General features: G+C 61.7%; 22 protein-coding genes, 2 tRNA genes and 1 pseudogene. 13 read left to right on the forward strand and 12 right to left on the reverse strand.

Going from position 1 to position 21138, the window contains the following annotated elements:
• Positions 1-46: 46 nt before the first annotated feature.
• The 4 genes from ybgF to HY067_18095 all read left to right on the forward strand — a co-directional run bounded on the left by ybgF (position 47) and on the right by HY067_18095 (position 3320).
• Entirely contained in the window at positions 47-1324 is a 1278-nt protein-coding gene (gene ybgF / locus HY067_18080; GenBank protein ID MBI3529863.1) for a tol-pal system protein YbgF, read from the forward strand.
• Between the two features lie 38 nt (positions 1325-1362).
• Positions 1363-2043 (forward strand): 7-cyano-7-deazaguanine synthase QueC, encoded by a 681-nt coding sequence (queC, locus tag HY067_18085; GenBank protein MBI3529864.1) that lies wholly within the window; start codon positions 1363-1365, stop codon positions 2041-2043.
• Between the two features lie 6 nt (positions 2044-2049).
• Positions 2050-3162: a YeeE/YedE family protein gene (locus HY067_18090; GenBank protein ID MBI3529865.1), complete on the forward strand. Its 1113-nt coding sequence runs from the start codon at positions 2050-2052 to the stop codon at positions 3160-3162.
• An 82-nt stretch (positions 3163-3244) separates the two neighbouring features.
• Positions 3245-3320: transfer RNA gene (locus HY067_18095), tRNA-Lys, on the forward strand.
• A gap of 183 nt (positions 3321-3503) precedes the next feature.
• Here the strand turns inward: HY067_18095 and HY067_18100 are convergent.
• Entirely contained in the window at positions 3504-3794 is a 291-nt protein-coding gene (locus HY067_18100) for a hypothetical protein (GenBank protein MBI3529866.1), read from the reverse strand.
• A 287-nt stretch (positions 3795-4081) separates the two neighbouring features.
• Here HY067_18100 and HY067_18105 point away from each other — a divergent pair.
• Positions 4082-4157: transfer RNA gene (locus HY067_18105), tRNA-Lys, on the forward strand.
• 4 nt (positions 4158-4161) lie between these two features.
• On the opposite strand, the gene HY067_18110 is transcribed toward HY067_18105, so the two are convergent.
• Positions 4162-4497: a tyrosine-type recombinase/integrase gene (locus tag HY067_18110; protein MBI3529867.1), complete on the reverse strand. Its 336-nt coding sequence runs from the start codon at positions 4495-4497 to the stop codon at positions 4162-4164.
• A 412-nt stretch (positions 4498-4909) separates the two neighbouring features.
• Here HY067_18110 and HY067_18115 point away from each other — a divergent pair, with 412 nt between their 5' ends.
• From HY067_18115 to HY067_18125, 3 genes are read left to right on the forward strand one after another with little or no spacing between them, the layout of a single operon-like run.
• Complete coding sequence (locus HY067_18115; protein MBI3529868.1) at positions 4910-7543, forward strand: response regulator; 2634 nt, start codon at positions 4910-4912, stop codon at positions 7541-7543.
• 12 nt (positions 7544-7555) lie between these two features.
• On the forward strand, positions 7556-7951 hold the full coding sequence (locus HY067_18120; GenBank protein ID MBI3529869.1) for a response regulator: 396 nt from the start codon (positions 7556-7558) through the stop codon (positions 7949-7951).
• A gap of 12 nt (positions 7952-7963) precedes the next feature.
• Positions 7964-9592 (forward strand): diguanylate cyclase, encoded by a 1629-nt coding sequence (locus tag HY067_18125; protein MBI3529870.1) that lies wholly within the window; start codon positions 7964-7966, stop codon positions 9590-9592.
• A gap of 323 nt (positions 9593-9915) precedes the next feature.
• Here the strand turns inward: HY067_18125 and HY067_18130 are convergent, their stop codons facing one another.
• Positions 9916-10098 (reverse strand): hypothetical protein, encoded by a 183-nt coding sequence (locus HY067_18130; GenBank protein MBI3529871.1) that lies wholly within the window; start codon positions 10096-10098, stop codon positions 9916-9918.
• A gap of 19 nt (positions 10099-10117) precedes the next feature.
• On the opposite strand from HY067_18130, the gene HY067_18135 reads away from it, so the two are divergent.
• The 3 genes from HY067_18135 (at position 10118) to HY067_18145 (ending at position 13276) form a co-directional block, all read left to right on the forward strand.
• A complete protein-coding gene (locus HY067_18135; GenBank protein MBI3529872.1) occupies positions 10118-10948 on the forward strand; it encodes a methyltransferase domain-containing protein in 831 nt (276 codons plus the stop codon).
• A gap of 80 nt (positions 10949-11028) precedes the next feature.
• Complete coding sequence (locus HY067_18140) at positions 11029-11868, forward strand: fumarylacetoacetate hydrolase family protein (protein ID MBI3529873.1); 840 nt, start codon at positions 11029-11031, stop codon at positions 11866-11868.
• 202 nt (positions 11869-12070) lie between these two features.
• Positions 12071-13276 carry a branched-chain amino acid ABC transporter substrate-binding protein gene (locus HY067_18145; protein MBI3529874.1) on the forward strand — a complete coding sequence of 402 codons (1206 nt, stop codon included), beginning with the start codon at positions 12071-12073 and terminating at the stop codon, positions 13274-13276.
• Positions 13277-13420: 144 nt separating this feature from the next.
• Here the strand turns inward: HY067_18145 and HY067_18150 are convergent, their stop codons facing one another.
• From HY067_18150 to HY067_18190, 9 genes and pseudogenes are all read right to left on the reverse strand, one after another.
• Positions 13421-13765 carry a hypothetical protein gene (locus HY067_18150; protein ID MBI3529875.1) on the reverse strand — a complete coding sequence of 115 codons (345 nt, stop codon included), beginning with the start codon at positions 13763-13765 and terminating at the stop codon, positions 13421-13423.
• A 47-nt stretch (positions 13766-13812) separates the two neighbouring features.
• Positions 13813-14181: a hypothetical protein gene (locus HY067_18155; GenBank protein ID MBI3529876.1), complete on the reverse strand. Its 369-nt coding sequence runs from the start codon at positions 14179-14181 to the stop codon at positions 13813-13815.
• Positions 14182-14406: 225 nt separating this feature from the next.
• Positions 14407-14697 carry a hypothetical protein gene (locus HY067_18160; protein ID MBI3529877.1) on the reverse strand — a complete coding sequence of 97 codons (291 nt, stop codon included), beginning with the start codon at positions 14695-14697 and terminating at the stop codon, positions 14407-14409.
• Between the two features lie 31 nt (positions 14698-14728).
• On the reverse strand, positions 14729-14890 hold the full coding sequence (locus HY067_18165) for a hypothetical protein (GenBank protein MBI3529878.1): 162 nt from the start codon (positions 14888-14890) through the stop codon (positions 14729-14731).
• 12 nt (positions 14891-14902) lie between these two features.
• Positions 14903-15435: pseudogene (locus HY067_18170) on the reverse strand (TerC family protein).
• A gap of 204 nt (positions 15436-15639) precedes the next feature.
• Positions 15640-17757 (reverse strand): bifunctional (p)ppGpp synthetase/guanosine-3',5'-bis(diphosphate) 3'-pyrophosphohydrolase, encoded by a 2118-nt coding sequence (locus HY067_18175; protein ID MBI3529879.1) that lies wholly within the window; start codon positions 17755-17757, stop codon positions 15640-15642.
• 94 nt (positions 17758-17851) lie between these two features.
• Complete coding sequence (locus HY067_18180) at positions 17852-18055, reverse strand: DNA-directed RNA polymerase subunit omega (GenBank protein ID MBI3529880.1); 204 nt, start codon at positions 18053-18055, stop codon at positions 17852-17854.
• Positions 18056-18062: 7 nt separating this feature from the next.
• A complete protein-coding gene (gmk, locus tag HY067_18185) occupies positions 18063-18671 on the reverse strand; it encodes a guanylate kinase (GenBank protein ID MBI3529881.1) in 609 nt (202 codons plus the stop codon).
• On the reverse strand, positions 18668-19534 hold the full coding sequence (locus HY067_18190) for a YicC family protein (protein ID MBI3529882.1): 867 nt from the start codon (positions 19532-19534) through the stop codon (positions 18668-18670). Before HY067_18190 ends, gmk begins: the two co-directional genes overlap by 4 nt.
• Before the next feature lie 167 nt (positions 19535-19701).
• Between HY067_18190 and rph the strand changes: the two genes are divergently transcribed.
• On the forward strand, positions 19702-20424 hold the full coding sequence (gene rph, locus HY067_18195) for a ribonuclease PH (GenBank protein ID MBI3529883.1): 723 nt from the start codon (positions 19702-19704) through the stop codon (positions 20422-20424).
• 19 nt (positions 20425-20443) lie between these two features.
• Positions 20444-21037 (forward strand): RdgB/HAM1 family non-canonical purine NTP pyrophosphatase, encoded by a 594-nt coding sequence (gene rdgB, locus HY067_18200; protein ID MBI3529884.1) that lies wholly within the window; start codon positions 20444-20446, stop codon positions 21035-21037.
• The last annotated feature ends 101 nt before the right edge of the window (positions 21038-21138 follow it).

Genomic DNA, 21138 nt, shown 5'->3' on the forward strand with positions numbered 1-21138 from the left:
AATTGCGGCGCGCTTTTTACTTCTCTGGTCTGTCTGGGGAAAAGCCATGGTGATCCGATCTTCGTCCAGCCCTGATTTCCGGTTTGCACAAATCAAGCGGGGGCAGCGATGGCTGCCCCTCGTTGCATTGTTGTTGCCCTGCTTCGATGTGTCGGCGGCGGGGGATGCGGAAGTGCGGCTGCAGGTCTCGCGCCAGCAGACCCAGCTCGCGCAACTGCAGAGCCAGGTGGGCACGCTCGACACCTGGCGTATCGCGATGCAGTCCCAGGGCGATCGGTTGCAGACCCGTTATGACGGACTTTACGACGTGCAGAAGGAGATCAATACCCGGTTCATGGGGTTGCGCGAAGAACAGGTCAATCTTGCTGAAAACTACCGGCAGTTGCGTGCGAACCACCAGCAATTGCAGGACGGTTTTTCCGTGATGCTCGCGCAGGTGCAAACCATCAGGGAAGAACAATCTGTGAACGGCCAGAAACTGGCGCAGGCTGAACCCAGTCCCAGCAACCGCGGCGTGGTGCAACTGCTGAACCAGGTGGAAGCGCTCAATGGCGAGTTGAACCGGCTGCGCGGGCAGATGGAAGTGCTGGCTAACGATGTCAGCAATGCGCAGAAGCGCCAGCGCGACATGTATGTCGATCTCGATACCAGATTGCGCCGCATCGAGCAGGGTAGCGCCAGCAAGAAAGATCAGGACACCATCGCCGTGCTCGAAGAGCGTATCCGCAAGCTGGAACAGGGATCGGCGACCCCGGCAACCATTCCGCAACCGGTAGCGTCCACGACCGCAACACCGCCGGTCAATCCGCCGCCGCCCGCCGTTGCGCCGCCGCCGGCACCGACGCCCGCTGCCGCGCAGTCCTCCTCGACATCCGCCATTTCGAGCGCGGCCGCCGCACCGGGGCCGTCAAGTTCGCTGCCGCCGGCATCGCTTTCCGCCACCGATCAAGCTGCAATCCAGCGCGCTTACGACAACGCTTACAGCAACTACCGCTTGAGCGACTATCCGAGCGCGATTCGCGGCTTTGACAGTTTCATGAAGAGTTATCCGAAGCATCCGCTGGCGCCGAATGCGCAGTACTGGATCGGTGAGTCCTATTCCCACCTGCGCCAGTATCGCGAAGCGATCGAGGCGGAGCGGCGGCTGCTTGGGATGTATCCGGAAAGTGCCAAGGCGCCCGATGCCTTGCTGATCATCGGAACGGCGGAAAACAGCCTCGGCGACAACCCCGCTGCGCGGAAAACCTTCGAAGAGCTCATTGCCAAGTATCCTGCCAGCGAGTCCGCCGAGAAGGCCAAAGGCCGGCTGGCGAAACTCAAATAGCGTCCTGCGCACAAGTCGAGAGGGCTGCGAAGCAGAACATGAAAAAGGCCGTTGTGCTGCTGTCGCGCGGGCTGGACTCCGCGACCGTGCTGGCACTCGCGCGCCGCGATGGTTTCGAATGTCATGCGTTGTCGGTGAACTACGGACAGCGCCATCAGGCCGAACTGGCGGCAGCGAAGCGCGTCGCCGATGCGCTCGGTGCGCGGCAGCACCGCGTGATCGCGCTCAACCTGCAGACGTTTGGCGGTTCTGCGCTCACCGATTTTTCGCTCGACGTGCCGACCGACGGCGCCGCGAAAGGCATTCCCATCACCTATGTTCCCGCGCGCAACACCATTTTTCTGTCGCTGGCGCTGGCCTGGGCGGAAGTGCTGGACGCCCATGCCTTGTTCATCGGCGCCAATGCGGTCGATTATTCCGGCTACCCCGATTGCCGGCCCGCATACCTGCAGGCCTACCAAGCGATGGCGAATCTCGCGACCCGTGCCGCCGTGGAAGGCAACGCGCTGGCGATCCATGCGCCGCTGGTGCGCATGACGAAGGCGCGGATTGTTCTTGCCGGCATCGATGCAGGCGTCGATTTCAGTCTTACGGTGTCCTGCTATCAGGCAGACGACACAGGCAGCGCCTGCGGTGTCTGCGATGCCTGCCGCATCCGCCGCGCCGGCTTTGCCGCAGCCGGCATCAGCGACCCGACGCGTTACCTGCGACACGCCTGAGTGCTGATGGAAACTCCCGCACAGCTCGCCGCCCTCGTCGTCGTTTCGGGATTTGCATTGGCGCTGGTGTTTGGAGCCATCGCTAACAAGACCGACTTCTGCACCATGGGCGCGGTGTCCGACGTCGTCAACATGGGCGACTGGACTCGCATGCGCATGTGGCTGCTGGCCATTGCGGTGGCGATTGCCGGAGCCAACGCACTGGACCTCGCGGGCCTGGTCGACCTTTCGCGATCCGCGTATCCGGCCCCGCGCTGGCCCTGGCTCGCCTATATCGTCGGCGGCCTGCTGTTCGGAGTCGGCATGACCCTGGCGTCCGGCTGCGGTAGCCGCAGCCTCATCAGGCTCGGTGGCGGCAATCTCAAATCGCTGGTCGCCCTGTTGTTCCTCGCTCTGGCGGCGGAAATGACGCTGCGCGGCCTGCTCTCGCCAGTGCGCACCGAAGTGCTGGGCGCGCTCGCCGTCCAGTTCGATCAGGGACAGGATCTGTCGTGGCTCGTCGCCGCGTCGCTCGGCATCGGCAAGCGCAGCGTACAGCCGTGGATCGCCGCGGGCATTGCGCTGGCTTTGCTGGCATTCGTCCTGAAGGATCGCGATTTCCGCGCCGACCACGAGCGCTTGTTTGCCGGCGTCGTCATCGGTCTCACCATCGTCGGCGGCTGGTACGTGACCGGCCACCTCGGCTTCATCGCCGAAGATCCGGAAACGCTGCAGGAGGCCTACCTGGGCACCCGGACCGCGCGTCCCGAGTCGTTCACTTTTATCGGGCCCGCCGCCAACACGCTCGAGTGGCTGCAATTCTGGACCGACAAGTCCGCACGCCTGACTTTTGGGGTGGCGGTGGTGTTCGGGACGCTGGCCGGCTCGTTCGCTTACGCCATCGTCAAGCGGCGCTTCCACTGGGAAAGTTTTGCTTCGGCTGCCGATACCCGCAATCACGTGATCGGCGGTGTTTTGATGGGATTCGGCGGTGTCACCGCAATGGGCTGCACCATCGGCCAGGGCATCACCGGTGTCTCGACGCTCGCGCTGGGCTCGATTCTGGTGTTCTTTTCCATGGTCGCGGGTGCCGCACTGACCATGAAAATACAGTATCGGCGCATGCTGAAAGCAGGCTAGCGAGATCGGTCGACAGCGCCGCGTTACATGGTTGTGGTTTGACGCGCCAACGGACGGGCCGGTAGAATGCGCCTCTTTTTTTGGGCGGTTAGCTCAGTTGGTAGAGCAGCGGACTTTTAATCCGTTGGTCGCGAGTTCAAGTCTCGCACCGCCTACCAATCGGACAAGGGGTTAGCCGTCGGCTAGCCCCTTTTCTCTTTCGAGCAGGTGATTGATGTCGCCGCCAACACGATGGCGATGACCATTGCCTCGAAGATGACTTCTCGGAACCTTCTACGTTGCAGAACAACAAGGCCGGCGATCGCCGGCCTTGTTGTTTTGTGGAATCGTCACGAAACGCCTCAGTGCTTCAGCGCCTGCATGACTTTTTCGAAATTGTCGTTGCGCACCATGAAGTGGACCGGCAGGGACTGGGTCGAGGCGCGCTCGACGATACCGAGGATGACGACGCTCAAGTCTTTCTCGTTTTTTTTCTCCATGAGGTCGTCGGAGAAATCGACGACATGGCGCATGCCGCCGAGACGCACGATGAATTCATGGATGCCCTCGCCAGCCTGGTAGTCGAGATCCGCGTCGGATAAGGATTGGCCCAGACGCTCCAATACCGATGCCGCCTTGAAATCGGTTTTCAAATCCTGCTCCTTACGTCTAGCGGGCCGCTCGGGCGGCGCGTGTGACGCAAATTGTATGCGACTGCCGCCAGGTGACGGCAAACGACCTGCAAATTCTCCCGCAGGCCGGTGCATAGATGCTATCAGACTACTATGCAGGAACCGTTCCCGGACAGGGCGCCGGCTGTCGCCGTTGTGAGACTTAACCTGGGCCGGCCCGGCACCTGATGCCGGACGAGAGAGTGGCGATACGAGGATTCCCGGCCTTACCGTACGATTTTTTGCTAGAATTCGCCCCTTCGAAAAACGGGCTGTTAGCTCAGCTGGTAGAGCAGTGGACTCTTAATCCAACGGTCGCAAGTTCGAATCTTGCACGGCCCACCAAGTTTCAAGGTTTTGGCACAGTCTCGCCGCCACATACGTCGGGCTGTGCCATTTTTGTGTCTATCACCTTGGCGTGATCGGCCAACACCGCAGGGGAGCGGTGTGCATACCGCTTCACCATTTCGGGACTTTCCCAAGCCCCCATTTCCTGAATAACGCCCATCGGTACACCGGATTGCGCGAGCCAGGATGCCCAGGTGTGCCTCAAGTCGTGCCGGCGAAAATCTTCGATGCCGGCCTTCTTGAGAGCCTCACGCCATGCTCGAGTACTAGCAGCCGCGATAAGTTTGTCTCTAAACACAAACACCCTACACGGATGCTTGCCTAGCTGGCGCCGCAATACACGGAAGCAGGGACAATCGAAGTGGCTTCATGCGTAAATACTGTGGGCCTGGGCCCGATCTTCCGTGCGAGCAGAGCATCTGACAGGCTGTTGAAATAGGCCTGAACATCATGACCGAGATCGCGTTCGAAAAGGGGGTACAACGGTTCTCGAAATGGGTTCGCATGCGGAGCAAAGAAGCGGGAGCGTAACCAAATTCATTAGTTTAGATTTCTATGGACGGCAGCTAAGTATGTATTCTTAAGCCCCCGTGTTACATTATTCGGACGGCATTGCACCGCGAAGTGTTAGTCCTCTTGGCCTCCTGAAGAAGACTTCGCCTGGAAATCGGCGATAGACCTTCTATAGTTCAAGAAACCTGTTGTCCACCTAGGCGCTTCGCCGGCTCTAAAAAAATAAAGGGTTCGATTTGAACGATCGCCGCCCCGATTCGGCCGCTTGGCAGAACATCGTTCGCCGGCTGTTGTTCGACCACACCGTGTTGGTGCTGGCCTTGCTCGTCGTCGCGACGACGGCGGTGGCGTTTTGGCATTTGAATCAACTGCAGAATCAGTTGGTCGCCGCAATGGCGGTGCAAGGGACGCGCCTGCAGGCCGAAACCCTGGAGGAGCTGCGCACGGTCTATACCGCGGAGGTGGTGGAGAAAGTGCGTGGGCACGGCATCGCTGTGACCCACGACTACGAGGGAAAGGACAAAACGATCCCGCTGCCGGCCAGCCTGACCATGGAGCTGGGCCGGCGCATGAGCGCGCGCGGTTCAGGCCTGAGCATACGGCTCTATAGCGAATACCCCTTCCCTTGGCGCAAGGATGGCGGCCCCCATGACGCCTTCGAACGCGACGCCCTTAACGCTCTCAAAAGCAATCCCAAGCAGCCGTTTTATCGCATGGAGCTATTGCAGGGGCAGCCAGTACTTCGCTACGCGGTGGCTGACCTGATGCGCGCCCCATGCATTTCCTGTCATAACACCCTTGCGACGAGCCCAAAGACCGACTGGAAGGTAGGCGACGTGCGAGGCGTGCTGGAATTTACCCGTTCCTTTAACCCCACCGTGGGAGTGGCGCGATCGGGCTTGCGGGAGGCGTTCGGCTGGATGACTCTCGTCGCGGCACTGGCCTTGGCATGCGTGGGCGTGATATTCGGCAAGCAGCGCCAGCATGCCAGGAGATTGGCCGCCGAAGTCGCAGAGCGCAAACGGGTCGAGGAAGACCTGATGGCGAGCGTCTCGCGCGCTGCCGCCATGGACGAAGCCTCGCCCTTGGGCACGTTCGTCACGGATGCGCAACAGCGCTGCCTGCACCTGAACCCGGCGTACGAAAAAATTACCGGGTATTCCGCTCAAGCCGTGCTGGGATCGGCCTGGAGCGCGGGCATCCATCCCGATGATCGTGATCGCGTGCTAGCCCGGTGGCGGGACGCCTTGGGGCACGACCGCATCTTCGACGCCGAATGCCGCTTTCTGCGCGCCGACGGATCGGCCACGTGGGTGAGTTGCAAGGCCGCGCCCATGATGAGCGGCGGGCAGCTTCTCGGCTACGTCGGCACTCTTGAAGACATCAGCGAGCGCAAAAATGTGGAGCGGATGAAGAACGAATTCGTCTCCACTGTGAGCCACGAGCTGCGCACCCCCTTGACCTCCATCATGGGATCCCTGGGCCTGCTGGCAGGCGGCGCGAGCGGCGCGCTTTCCGCCGAGGTAAGAACGCTGGTGGACATCGCCCGCAAGAACAGCGAACGGCTGGTTCGCCTCATCAACGACATCCTCGACATCGAAAAAATCGAATCCGGCCGCATGCAGTTCGAACTGCTGCCGCGGGAGCTGCAACCGTTGGTGGAGCAGGCAGTCGCGGCCAACCGTGCCTATGCCGAGCAGTTCGGCGTGTCTTTTGCGATCGCAGCGCAGTTGCCCGGCGCCAAGGCTCGGGTGGATGCCGATGGCATGATGCAGGTCATGACCAACCTGATGGCCAACGCCGCCAAGTTCTCCCCCCACGGCGCCACCGTGGAGCTGCGGCTCGGCCGCGAAGGCGACATGATCCGCCTCGCCGTCAGCGATCGCGGGCCGGGCATACCGGAATCGTTCCGCGACAAGGTGTTCGAGAAATTCTCCCAGGCCGACGCCTCCGACTCCCGCAAGAAGGGAGGTACCGGCCTTGGACTATCCATCACCAAGGCGATCGTGGAAGCCATGGGCGGCAGCATTGGCTTCGTCACCGGCGAGGGGCAGGGCACCACTTTCTATTTCGATCTGCCCGAGTGGGTCGAACCGGAGCCCGTCGCCGCCCCTGTGTTTCCCACCGCCGCCGCCCTTCGACCCAGAGTGCTGGTATGCGAGGACGACCGCGACGTTGCCACCCTGCTTTGCATGATGCTCGGCAATGCCGGCTACAATGCCGTGCCCGCCTACGACGCAGCGTCCGCCCGGCGGCTGCTCGCCGAACACAGCTTTGTCGCTATGACCCTGGATATTCGCCTGCCCGACCTTGACGGCAGGGCTTTGCTGCGTGAGCTGCGCGCCGATCCCGCTACTCGGGAACTGCCCATCGTGGTCGTGTCGGCGAACCTGCGGGCGACCCCCCGGGCCGACGAGGGCGATGGGCTGGGCGTGGTGGACTGGATTCCCAAGCCGATCGACCCGGACCGACTGCTCAACGCCATGCGCCGCGGAACCCACGCCGTCACGGACGGCAGGAGCCGCGTGCTCCACGTGGAGGACGACCCCGACCTCCGCCACGTGGTGGCATCCCTGTGCGCGGAGGTGGCCGAGTTCGAGGGCGCCGCCAGTTTCCGTGAAGCCGCGGAGCTGCTATCGACCCGGCGCTATGACCTCGTCATCCTGGATGTCGAGCTGCCGGATCGTTCCGGCTGGGATCTGTTGCCCCTCATCGACCAGCAGGCACCCCCGCCACAAGTGTTGGTGTTCTCGGGTAGCGAGCTGTCCGCCGCAGATTCCGGCCGCGTGGCCGCGGCCTTGGTGAAATCCCATGTGTCGAACCCGGAACTTCTGGAAGCCATCCGGGCGCTTACTGGCAAGGCCCAATGACGGGAGACACCGATGGCAGATGACGAACCCTTGCAGCGGATTCTGTACGTGGAGGACGAGCCCGATATCCGGGCGGTGGCCCGCATCGCCCTTGAGACCGTGGGCGGCTTCCAGCTTCTGGTGTGCGGCTCCGGGCAGGAGGCGCTCGCCGCCGCCCCGGCATTTGCCCCCGATCTCATCCTGCTGGACGTTATGATGCCCGGCTTGGACGGCCCGTCCACGCTTGCCGCTCTGCGCGCCCTGCCGGCGTTCGAGAACACCCCGATCGTGTTCATGACCGCGAAGGTGCAGGCCCACGAATTGGTCCGCTATCGACAGATGGGCGCGCTGGACGTGATCCCCAAACCCTTCGACCCCATGACCCTGGCGGCGACGGTGCGCGGCATCTGGGCCACGCGCCGCGGATAAAATTCCACCGACATGAGTTCCGGCGAAGAAATCGCTGAGCAGCTACGCCTCCTGCGGGAGGGCTACGCGCGCGAGCTCCCGGCCAAGCTGGCGCTGCTGGAGCAAACGTTTCGCAACCGCCGAGACGAGGGCGCGTTGCGGAAGCTGCGCCACCTCGCGCACGGGCTGGCCGGGTCGGGGGCCACCTTCGGCTATCCCGAGTTGTCCGAAGCGGCGCGGCGACTAGAGATTGTCGTCGACGCCGCGCTCGCGGCGGGGCAACACCTGAGCGAGGCGCAAAGCGAATCCAGTGCCGATTTGCTCGAAGCCCTTTACCGCGCTGCGCGGCAGCCCGCCGTGAGCACGCCGTCCCTGGTAGAGCCGAAGACCGTCCAGCCCGGCGTTGCAAGAAAGCTTATCTATCTTGTAGAGGACGACGCTGAGTTGGCCGCTAACCTGGCGTTGCAGCTCGGCCACTTCGGCTACCGGGTCAGGACTTTCGCAACGCTCGAACAGCTCTCCGAAGCCGTGGCCGACCCGGCGCTGGCCGCCGTCGTCATGGACATCATCTTTCCCCAGGGTGAACTGGCCGGAGTGGAAGCCGTCGTGGATCTCTCCAAGGCCAAGCGCCTCGTGGCGCCCGTTGTCTTCATGTCCGTTCGCGGCGACCTGCCCGCCCGGCTCGCCGCCGCTCGCACGGGAGCTGCCGCCTACTTCGTGAAACCGCTGGAGGTCGACGCCCTGGTCAGTGCGCTCGACGGCCTGACCACGGACCAGCCGCCTGAGCCCTATCGGGTGCTGATCATGGACGACATCGAATCCCTGGCCCAGCACTACGCCTACACTTTGCGATCGGCGGGAATGCTTACCGACGTGGCCACCGACCCGATGCAGATCCTCACCCATTTGGCCGACTTCAAGCCCGAACTCGTGCTCATGGACATGTACATGCCGGGCTGCACCGGGGCGGAACTCGCCGGCGTGATCCGCCAACTGGATTATTATAATGTGATACCCATCGTGTTCCTGTCCGCGGAAGGCGATCCCGGCAAGCAGTTGGCGGCAATGGCACTGGGGGGCGACGACTTCCTCACCAAACCCATCGCGCCGGAACATCTGATTTCCGCGGTATCGGTGCGGATTCAGCGCTACCGCACCTTGCACGGCTACATCGAGCGCGACGGCCTCACGGGCTTGTTCAACCACGCCGCCACCAAGGAACACCTGGCCGTGGAGACCGCAAGGGCGGCGCGGAAGAACCATACCTTTTCTTTCGCCATGATCGACATGGACAACTTCAAAGCGGTCAACGACGCCTACGGCCATCTTGCCGGGGACCGGGTGTTAAAAAACTTCGCCAAGCTCTTCAGGCAGCGCCTGCGCAAGACCGATATCATCGGACGCATGGGCGGCGAGGAATTCGCCGCGATCCTGCCGGACACTCGAGGGGTGCAAGCAATGGATCCGTTGGACGAACTGCGGGAGGCCTTCTCGCGTGTGCGACAGTACGCTGACGATGGCCGCGAGTTCACCACCACTTTTAGCTGCGGGATCGCGGAATACCGCAGAGGAGCGCGCGCCGACGCGGTCAACGCCCTGGCAGACCAAGCCCTCTACCAAGCCAAGCAGGCTGGTCGCAATCGCATCGTGATTGCGGGTTGATGTGCTGAAGGCTCTCCGTCGCCCACTGAGATCACCTCGGACCAGTGCCCGGTTTCATCCTGTTTGGCGCCCCAAGAAAACACGAGAATTGTATTCGCGTTGTTGTGCCGTGATCGTGACACCGTTCGATCAGATAGCAGCGTTTGTTTCTTGTGTGACACGGGCCAGCACAATGGCAAGCGTTACAAATGATTGATTCAAAAATTACGCAATCACCAAAAATCGACCCTTAGTCCAACGGTCGCAAGTTCGAATCTTGCACGGCCCACCAGAAACAAGAAGGGGACGGCATCTGCCGTCCCCTTCCTTTTTACGTCGCCGCATCAAAAACTGGTCAGGTATTGCGCCAGCGCCTCGATTTGTTCATCGGTCAGGTTCTTGACGGTGGGACCCATGACGTCGCTGAATCGAGTTCTTGCGCTGCCCTTCCTTGAAAGCCTTGACGGGCGGATTGGCGCGGCCTGCATGCCCGGCAGTGTAGACTGGCCGTCGCCACCGACCGCCATCGCTGCGATTCCAACTCTCATGTCCGACAACCATCATGTCCTGGCGTTTTACAGCCGCCATCCGATTTCCCGAGACCAGATTCTCGCGCAGCTCGGCGCCCGGCGCGGCCATCTCGACGGACTCACGCCGGAGGATTTGTTTGCCTATGACCAGGACCACTACGGCGGGCTGTCGGTCGTGGATGCGCTGGCTGAACGCGCGCTCATCGGCAGCGGCAGCCAGGTCGCGGATTTCTGCGCGGGCCTGGCCGGTCCGGCGCGCTATCTCGCCCACAAGTACGGCGCCATCGTCACCTGCATCGAACTCAATCCGCATCGTGCGCCGGGCGCGGCGGATCTCACGCGACGGGTCGGTCTCGCGCAGCGCGTGCGCATCGTGCGCGGTGACGTCATGCGCGTGCCGCTGGCCGCGCAAACCATGGATGCCGTCATCAGCCAGGAAGCGCTGCTGCACGTACCGGACAAACGCGTTGCGCTGTCGGAAGCCTACCGCGTGCTCAAGCGCGGCGGACACCTTGCTTTCACCGACTGGGCGGAGCACCGGCGGTTGGATAAAACGGACTCCGAGTCGATGTGGCGCGGCATCGCCGCGCAGTCCGTGCAGAGCTTCGTCAGCTATCCGCAGATGCTGCGCGAGATCGGCTTTCGCAATGTAACCGTCGAGGACCTGACCGCGGACTGGGGAAGAGTCCTCGAAGAGCGTTTTGCGATGTATCGCAAACTGCGCGAAGAAACCATGCGGCTTGGCACGCCGGCCGGCGACGAGGAGTTTTACCGCTCCTATGCCCGCCTGGTCGCGCTGGTACAGGAGGGCACGCTCGGCGGCGGGCGTTTCACGGCCGAGAAATGAGTGAGTCATGCCGGCGTTACGCGTGAGCCATTCATCCGACCCTGACACGTATAATTCAACAATAAAAACCGGGAGGCATCGTGCGTTTATGCACCATCAAAAGGGACGGGCGGGAGCAGGCCGCAGTGGTCACTTCGTCGGGCATCGTTCCGGTCGCAGCGATCAACACCCAGTTGCGCAAATCCTGGCCGGACGATTTGCATGCACTGATCCTGCAGGGCATCGACTGGCGCATCCTGAGCGATGCCGAGCAGACGCTGGCGAAGCTCGATCCGGCTGCCGTGCAATACGGCCCTTTGTACCGGCACCCGCGCAAGATACTCGGCATCGGCCTGAACTATCGCGACCATGCGGCCGACCTGAACGCGCCGTATCCGACCGAGCCGGCCTCGTTCATGAAGTGCGACAACACCATCATCGGTCCCGGAGAGGCCATCGAGCTGCCGCCGCAATCCGAGCGGGTGACCGCCGAGGCCGAAATCGGCGTGATCATCGGCCGACTCTGCCGCAGCGTATCCGAGCAGCAGGCGCCTGACTACATTGCCGGCTACTGCCTGATCCTGGACATGACTGCGGAAGACATCCTGCAGAAGAATCCGCGATTTCTCACGCGCTCCAAGAATTTCGACACTTTTTTCTCGTTTGGCCCGGAACTGATCACGCCTGACGAAGTGCCGGACGTGCTTAAGGTGAAGGTGGGCACGTACAACAACGGCAAGCTGCATCGCGAGAACATCGTCGCGAACATGGCCTTCCCGCCCTACTACCTGGTCTCATTCCACTCGCACGTCGCGACCATGTATCCCGGCGACATCATCAGCACCGGTACCCCCGGCGCGGTCGTGATCCGCGACGGCGATCTGGCTGAATGTCGTATCGACGGACTCGGGAGGCTGTCCAATCCAGTCAGAAAGCGGTGAGGCGCCGCTCGCTGCGTAAACGAAAGCGACAGGCCGGCGTTGAGGCACTGCGATAAGATGGAAGCCGTGCGCTGCAGGCCGGCAACGAGAACACGGCCGAGGCAGGATGGCGCCCGAAGCGATAACGTACAAAACACCATTCCACTGAGGAGCAACCATGCAATTCGGTAAAGTTTGTCGCGGCCTGTTCGGGCTGCTGGCGATGTTGCAGTTGGGCGTTGGTGCCTTTGCTGCAGACACGATCAAAATCGGCTTCATGGACCCGTTGTCCGGGCCGTTCGCGAACGTCGGCGAGCACGGCGCCCGTGAAGCATTGCTGGCGATCGAAGGTGTCAACGCCGCTGGCGGCGTGCTTGGCGGCGCCAAGTTCGATCTGGTGACGTTCGACACCAAAAGCAGCCCCCAGGAAGCGCTGATTTCGCTGAAGCAGATGACCGACCAGGGACTGCGCTACTTCTTCATGGGCAACGGCTCCAATGTGGCAATCGCCCTGTCAGACGCCGTGAGCAAACACAATGCTCGCAACCCCGACCAGTCGATCCTGTTCCTGAACTACGGCGCGGTCGATCCGAGCCTGACCAACGACAAGTGCAGTTTCTGGCATTTCCGTTTCGATGCGGACACGGACATGAAGATGCAGGCCCTGACCAACTACGTCTCCGGGCAGAAGCAGATCAAGAAGGTCTACCTGATCAACCAGGACTATGCTTTCGGCCAGGGCGTTTCCAGGGCCGCCAAGGCGATGCTGGCGCAGAAGCGCCCTGACGTCGAAATCGTCGGCGACGACCTGCACCCAATCGGCAAGGTGAAGGACTTCGCGCCCTATGTTTCGAAGATCAAGGCCTCCGGCGCGGACAGCGTCATCACCGGAAACTGGGGGGTCGACCTGTCGCTGCTGGTCAAGGCCGCCAAGGAGTCTGGCCTGAAGGCGGATTTGTTTACGTATTATTCCGGCATCGTCGGCGGCCCGACGGCCATCGGCCAGGCCGGCGAGGATATCCGCCAGGTCAGCATGTGGCACACCAACTATGGCGGCAAGGACTCGGATGCGCTGACCGAGGCCTACCGCAAGCGTTTCCCGGATGTGAAAGACGACTTCTTCTTCCTTTCGCTGAAGAACGGCGTCGAGATGCTGGCCAAAGCGATGAATCAGGCCAAGTCGACTGATCCCGCGAAAGTGGCCAAGGCGCTTGAAGGCATGAAGCACCAGGGCATCACCGGCGAAGTCGAGATGCGCGCCGACAACCACCAGCTGGTCCAGCCGCTGTTCATCTCCAGCTTCGTGAAGGCGGGCAGCAAGGGCGTGAAGTACGACGTCGAACGCACCGGGATGGGATTCAAGACCGAGGGCCGCATCGAGGCAAAAGACACCGCATTGCCGACCACCTGCAAGATGGAGCGGCCGTAACGGCGTCGAAGGGGCACAAAAAGGCCGCGGAAACGCGGCCTTTTATTTCGTCACATCCGCTTCGCCGACGGCGGGAACGTGTAGCGAACGCGGTTTTTCCTTGCCGGGCGAATCGGCGTCACTTCATCGTTTGTTGCGGTGCTCTTAGCCGCATCCGCCCTCGAAGTGGCTTGATCGCCAGATTTGCCGATTGCGTTGCTGGGCGACTTCGGCTCCGCGGCCATTGCCGGAATCGAAAGGGCGATGCTCAACAACAGGATGTGCTGTGTTCGCATGGCGTTGTCCCTCGGTGACTGCGCTACCCGTGCCCGCAGCCGCAATTCGTGTGCCATCGGCAGATCGAACGAAAATCAGCCGTTTAGCGATAGGCTTCAGAAGAGGGAAGTCGTTCGACAGCGACAGGCTCTGCAGTGTCGAACCCGAAACATCGGCAAATTCGGAAAAAAGAGGTTGTCGCCGAACGACCGTGCCGGCGAACAGGGGTGCCACCCTTCTCCGCTCGCGGGGGAGGGCCCGCGAGCGGAGGGGTGGTACTGCTAAAGGGTTCCGGTCACAGCCAGCTTGAACGCAAAAAACAATCCGAGCGCCAGACAGCCGTAGACCAGCATGTCGCCGCGCTTTCCGAACATCGCCACATTGTCGAAATAACGCTTTGCTCCCGCAGCCACCGCCATGGCCGCCAACAGCGCCACGATTGCCACGACGGGGTGCTGGGCCCAGAAGGTTCCGAGTATGGATTCGACCCATCCGCCGCTGCGCAAGGCTTTGTAGATGAGACCGCCCAAACCGAGCAGCAACAGCGAGAACAACAGGAGCTGAAACAGGGTCTGTATTCCTTCCTGCAGGAGTTGCAGGACGCCTCTTGCCGGGCGATCGGTCAGGTCTGAGAACGGGTCGAACATCATGGCGCACCTCGAGAATTCAATCTTCGCGTATGACCATTGCAACGCTTATGCCAACGGCGATTTCCCGTCAGCGGTCAATCAGTTAGCGGGTGCTGGCGGGCGAGCGCGTGATGAAACCGGCGTGTTCAGGGAAAAACCGTCGCCACCGAGCGACCGGCCGCCTGAAAACAAACAAAAACTGGCACTCGGGAGAGAAAACGCCAGGGCAGGGAAACCTGCCCTAGCCTACAGGGTTCCGCAGCGCAGGAAGTGACACTCGCGCTGACAGTCCGCGGAAAAACCACATTCGAACAAGCCCACCTTGGCGGCGCCGGACTCGTCGGTACCGCATTCGTTAGCCGCCGGCATCTGGTTGAATTTCGGGCGCCATTCACAGATATGACAACCGGCCGTCAACCCCGGCAGTTCGAGCGATTCGCCGCGCGCGGCCGGAACCCGGGACAGTTCTTCCGCCGCAACCGGACCCGCAACGGCGGCCAGCAACATCAAAACGCACACGGCGAGAAATCGCGACATTTGGATCTCCGTTCCCAATGTTACGAAAACATTATAAGGTCTCGCGCGAAGATTCGGGCGCGGCCTGCTTGCGGTGCCTGTCCACCAAAAAGCCAGCAGCCAAGACACCGATGATCACGAGCAGGGTCACGGCGACTTTAAGCGGATCGCGATCCTGCAAATGCGGCATCAGCATCGGTTCGTGCAGCATCATCTGTGCCGCCGTCTAGGCGAGCACGCCGGCACCGATGTAAACCATGACGGGAAAGCGATCGACCCACCTCAGTATCAAGGTGCTGCCCCATACCACGATCGGTATGCTGATCAGCATACCCAGCACGACCAGCAGAAAGCTGCCCTTCGCGGCGCCGGCGACCGCCAGCACGTTGTCCAGACCCATCATGGCGTCTCGGCGACAACGATGGTCTTCATCGCGCTCCAGAAATTGTCGGCGGGTTTGTCGTGAGCTCCGTCTTCGCCGCGCTTGGGCGCCAGCAGTTTGGTCGCGATCCAGACCAGTGCCAGGCCGCCGAGGAAGCGCAAACCGGGCGCCATCAGCAGCCAGACCACGACCAGCGCCATGGCTGCGCGTACGACGATTGCGCCGGCTGTTCCCCAGATGATCGCCTTCTCCCGCAACGCGGCGGGAAGGGAACGCGCGGCAAGCGCAATCACGATGGCATTGTCGCCCGCGAGAACGAGGTCGATGACGACGATCGCGAGCAGCGCGGAGAGAAACTCCACCGAAAAAATGTCCATTTATTTCGTCCACCGCCCCCCCGGGGGTGGGAAAGCCTGGCGGGAAAGTCGGGGCGAAAAAAAACCTTTACCGGCTGGTAAAGGTCTCGCGACAGCTTGCGCTGCCAACGGCGCCGGGGATTGTTGCCCGTCTTGACGGCCACCGCTGTGAAGCTACTCCCCTTTGGAATTGCACGTGAATTCTGCAGGAGCCAGGCTCGCTCGTCAACCTTTCAGCCGCCAGATGCGGATGACCTCGGGCACCCGCCGCAGGCTGCGCATGACGCGCGCGAGATGCTGGCGGTCATGCACCTGCAATGTGAAATGGATGATGGTGTAGGCGCTGGAATCGCCCTGTTCCAGGCTGACGTTGTCGATATTCGAATCGGTCTCGCTGATCATCGCCGCGACTTTTGCCAGCACGCCGCGATGATTGGACACCACCATCTTGATGTTGACCGAGAACAGCTTCTTGGTATCCGGCGCCCATTCCACGTTCAGCCATTTTTCCGGGTCGCCGCGCGTCTTGCGCGCCACCGGACAGTCGTGCGTATGCACGACCAGGCCGTGGCCTTTCTTCAGGAAACCGATGATCGGATCGCCCGGAATCGGATGGCAGCATTTGGCAAATTGCAGGGCCATGCCTTCGGAACCGCGGATGACCAGACTGCCGGGAAGCTTTTCTCCCTTGCTCCCCTTCGGTTCGGCGATCGACAGCAATTCTCGCGCGATTACGATCGCCAGCTGCTTGCCGAGCCCGATGTCGGCGAGCACCTCCTGGCGCGACTTCGCGCTGTTCTCCTTGAGCAGCTTTTCCCATTGCGCATCTCCGACCTTGTCCGGGTCGGTCTTCAGCGCGGCCAGCGCCTGGTTCAGCAACCGCTCACCGAGCTGCGAGGATTCCTCGTACTGCATGGTCTTGAGGAAATGTCGGATGTGCGAGCGCGCCTTGCCGCTGACCACGTAACTGAGCCAGGCGGGGTTGGGCTTGGCGTGCGCGGCAGTGATGATCTCCACGCGATCGCCATTCTTCAGCTCCGAGCGCAGAGGCACCAGTTCGTGATTGATCTTGGCTGCCACGCAACGGTTGCCGATGTCGGTGTGCACCGCGTAGGCGAAATCGACGCAGGTCGAGCCGTGCGGCAGCGACAGGATCTTGCCCTTGGGCGTGAACACATAGACTTCGTCCGGAAACAGATCGACTTTCAGGTGCTCCAGGAACTCGATCGAGTCGCCCGATTCGGACTGCATTTCCAGCAGGCTTTGCAGCCACTGGTGCGTTTTCATGTGCAACTCATTGATCTGGGCGTCGTTCTCCTTGTACAGCCAATGCGACGCCACGCCGGCCTCGGCGATCTTGTGCATCACCAGCGTGCGTATCTGTACCTCGATCGGCGTGCCGAACGGCCCGAACAGCGTGGTGTGCAGCGACTGGTAGCCGTTGGCCTTCGGGATGGCGATGTAATCCTTGAATTTGCCGGCGATGGGTTTGTACAGCTGATGCAGGGCACCTAGCGCCAGATAGCAGGCCGCCGTGTCCTTGACGATGACGCGAAACCCGTAGATGTCGAACACCTCGGCAAACGACAGGGTCTTTTCGTGCATCTTGTTGTAGATGCTGTAGAGGTTCTTCTCCCGCCCGCTGACGGTGGCTTCCAGGTGGTTGTCGGCCAGCTTCTGCTTGAGTGCGTCGAGAATCTTGTCCACCACCTCGCGCCGGTTGCCGCGCGCCCGCAGCAGCGCCTTGGACAGCACGTTGAAACGGTTCGGATAAAGATGGCGGAACGCAAGCTCCTGCAATTCCTGGTAGAGCTCGTTCAATCCCAGCCGGTGGGCGATGGGCGCGTAGATCTCGAGTGTCTCGCGTGCGATGCGTGCCCGCTTCTTCGGATGCATGACCGTCAGCGTGCGCATGTTGTGCAGGCGGTCGGCCAGCTTGATCAGAATCACGCGCACGTCGCGCGCCATCGCCAGCAGCATCTTGCGGAAGTTCTCCGCCTGGGCTTCTTCCTGCGTCTGGAACTCGATGCGGTCCAACTTGGAGACGCCATCGACGAGGTCGGCCACGTGCTTGCCGAATTTCTCGCTGATCTCGTTCTTGGTCACTGCGGTGTCCTCCATCACGTCATGGAGCAGGGCTGCGGTCAGCGCCTGTGCGTCGAGATGCCATTGCGCGAGGATCTGGGCGACGGCGATCGGATGGGAAATATAGGGATCGCCGGACTTGCGGAACTGACCTTCGTGCGCGGTTTCGCTGAACTCATACGCGCTTTGAAGCTGTACGATATCCTCCGGCTTGAGGTAGCCGGCTGCGTTCTTGAACAGAAGCTCGGCTTCGGACATGGGGGCTTCAGCCGGGACCGGTGGAAATGCCGCGTTCACCGGTTGGAAAGGTCGATCGGCTGAGCCTCCTGCGGTCGTCGTGACGGCGTGGCCGTCAGACCTTGGTCTTGAGGATATCGGTCCCGACTTTCTGGGACGCGATTTCGCGTAGAGCGATAACGGTGGGTTTGTCCTTGTTGGTATCCACCAACGGAGACGCGCCGGTGGCAAGCTGTCGTGCGCGGTACGTCGCAGCGAGTGTGAGCTCGAAACGATTCGGAATATGTTTCAGGCAGTCTTCTACGGTTATGCGCGCCATATGCAGCTCATTTCAGGCTGTTGATCAAATCGCTGTGGCGGGATACTTGTGAGGCGATCCGCAATCGGGCCGCCCGCACGATGCTCACCAAGTCTTCGACGGCATCATCGAAATTATTGTTGATAATAACATAGTCGAATTCGGCCAGATGCGCGATCTCCCCCTGGGCGGCCTGCAGCCGGCGCTCGATCACCGCGTTGCTGTCCTGTCCACGGTCGTTTAACCGCCGCCGCAATGACGCCAGCGAAGGCGGCAGGACGAAGATGCCGATGGCGTCCGCAATCAGCTTGCGCACCTGTTGTGCGCCCTGCCAGTCGATTTCCAGCACGATATCGACATCATGGGCGCGCTGGCGGTCGATCCAGCCCTGCGACGTGCCATAGAGGTTGCCGTGCACGTCGGCGCTTTCCAGGAATTCGCCGCGTTCGATCATTGCCTCGAACGTCGGCCTCGACACGAAGTGATAGTCGCGGCCATCCTGTTCACCAGGGCGCGGCGTGCGCGTGGTATGTGACACCGAGAGCAGCGTACTGCGGTCGCGCCTGAGCAGTTCGGCGACCAGCGAAGTCTTGCCGGCCCCGGACGGCGCGCAAATGATGAATACGTTGCCTGTCATTCGATGTTCTGAATCTGTTCCCGCATCTGCTCGATCAGCACCTTGAGATCCATCGAGGTCTGGGTGAACTCCATGTCGACCGACTTCGACCCCAGGGTATTGGCTTCGCGATTCAGTTCCTGCATCAGGAAATCGAGGCGCTTGCCGGCGGCGCCGCCTTTGTCGAGGATGCGGCGGATTTCGCCGAAATGGGCGGTCAGCCGCGACAATTCCTCGTCGACGTCGATCTTGGAGGCGAACAACACCAGTTCCTGTTTCAGACGTTCGTCGTCCAGGCTGACCATCGCGTCCTTCAGCCGCGCCGTCAGCCTTTCCCTGTAATTGTTCACCAATTGCGGCATGCGCGGCGCCAGCCTGTCCACCAGCGCTTCCATGGACGCGATGCGCTCGAGCAACAGATTCTTGAGCTTTTCGCCTTCGCGACCCCGCGTGGCCGTCAGATCGTCGAGGGCGCGATCGAGCAGTCGACCGCAGGCTTCCTGCAACTCATCAGGCACCAGGCTGTCGTTGCCGAGCATGCCCGGCCAGCGCAGTACGTCGGCAACCGACAGCGACTGACCCTCGGGCAGCATGGTTTTCACGTGCGCGTTCAGTTGTGCGAGCTGGCCCAGCAGAGCGTCGTCGATCTGCAGGTTCGACTGGGAAGCCGCCGACTTGGCTACGGCGATCCGCACTTCAACCTTGCCGCGGCCGATCCGGGCGGTTGCCTTCTCGCGCAGCCCCGACTCGAGCGGGCGCAGTTCATCCGGGATGCGGAACTGGATATCGAGATAGCGATGATTCACCGAACGCAGTTCGAGATTGAGTGCGCCAAACGGGAGTTCGGCGCCGGCAACGGCATAACCCGTCATGCTGTAAATCATTGGCGGCCCGGAAGCTTTACAAGGGCGAAGGAGTTCACCAAAATTGGCGAGCCGAAAAGATAACACACAAATCAGGGCGTTTTTCCGATTCGCGCGACCGCTTGAGCCTTTGTCGTGCGCCCCGAGTTCTGCCCATTCCGGCGTCATTCTGAAATGAAAGAACAGCCATGCGACCGAGCGGACGTGCCCCCGATCAATTGAGAAAGCTCAATATCACTCGTGCCTATACACGCCATGCGGAAGGCTCGGTGCTGATCGAGTGTGGCGACACCAAGGTCATCTGTACCGCGAGCATCGAGGACAAGGTGCCGCCGTTCCTGAAAGGCAGGGGCCAGGGCTGGCTCACCGCCGAGTACGGCATGCTGCCGCGGTCCACCAATACGCGCTCGGACCGTGAAGCGGCGCGCGGCAAGCAGTCCGGACGCACGCAGGAAATCCAGCGCCTGATCGGCCGCAGCCTGCGCGCGGTGACCAGCCTGGAAGCGCTCGGCGAGCGCACCATCCAGATCGACTGCGATGTCATCCAGGCCGATGGCGGCACGCGCACCGCGAGCATCACGGGCGCTTTCGTCGCATTGCATGACGCCGTTACCTTTCTGAAGAACAAGCAGACCATCGGGAATTGGCCGATCCGCGATTTCGTCGCCGCGATTTCCGTCGGCATTTTCCAGGGCACGCCGGTGCTGGATCTGGATTACCCCGAGGATTCGAACAGCGATACCGACATGAACGTGGTCATGACCGGCGGCGGGAAGCTGGTGGAGGTGCAGGGCACGGCGGAAGGCGAACCGTTTTCCAGGCGTGAGATGGACGCGATGCTCGATCTCGCCGAACGGGGCATCGGACAACTGGTTGCCGCACAGAAGGCCGCCCTCGGGAACGGCATCTGATCGCGAGCGGGAAACCTCGGTGTTCGAAAAGCTGGTCATTGCGTCCAACAACCCGGGTAAGCTGCGCGAGATCAGCCAGATTCTCGCGTCGCTGGGTATCGAGGCGTTGCCGCAGTCCGCATTCGGTGTGCCGGAGGCGGACGAACTGCATGGGTCCTTCATAGAGAATGCGCTGGCGAAGGCGCGACATGCGGCCGGCATCACCGGATTGCCGGCGCTGGCGGACGATTCCGGCATCTGTGTCGATGCGCTGGGCGGTGCGCCGGGCGTGCACTCCGCGCGGTATGCCGGGAATCCCCGATCCGACGAGCGCAACAACGCAAAACTGCTCGAAGTGCTGGGTGAGCGGCAGGATCGCCAGGCGTACTACTACTGCGTAATCGTGGTGATGCGTCACGTGCAGGACCCGCAGCCGCTGATAGCGGAAGGGCTGTGGCGGGGCGAGATTCTGCGGGCACCGCGCGGTTCCGGCGGTTTCGGCTACGATCCTTTGTTCCTGGATCCGGAATTTGGCCAGACTGGAGCGGAACTTGCGCCTGCCCGAAAGAATCTCATGAGTCACCGTGGGAAGGCGCTGACGCGGCTCGGCGATGCGTTGAAGCGGCTGCGTTGAAACAACGCGGCTGACCCGTGCGGTGTTTCGACGGCCGCATCAGGACGCCGCCATATTTCGATAGAAGCATATTGGACAAAAACGCATTGAATCAATCCAGG

The organism is Betaproteobacteria bacterium, assembly GCA_016194905.1.
GTDB lineage: Bacteria > Pseudomonadota > Gammaproteobacteria > Burkholderiales > JACQAP01 > JACQAP01.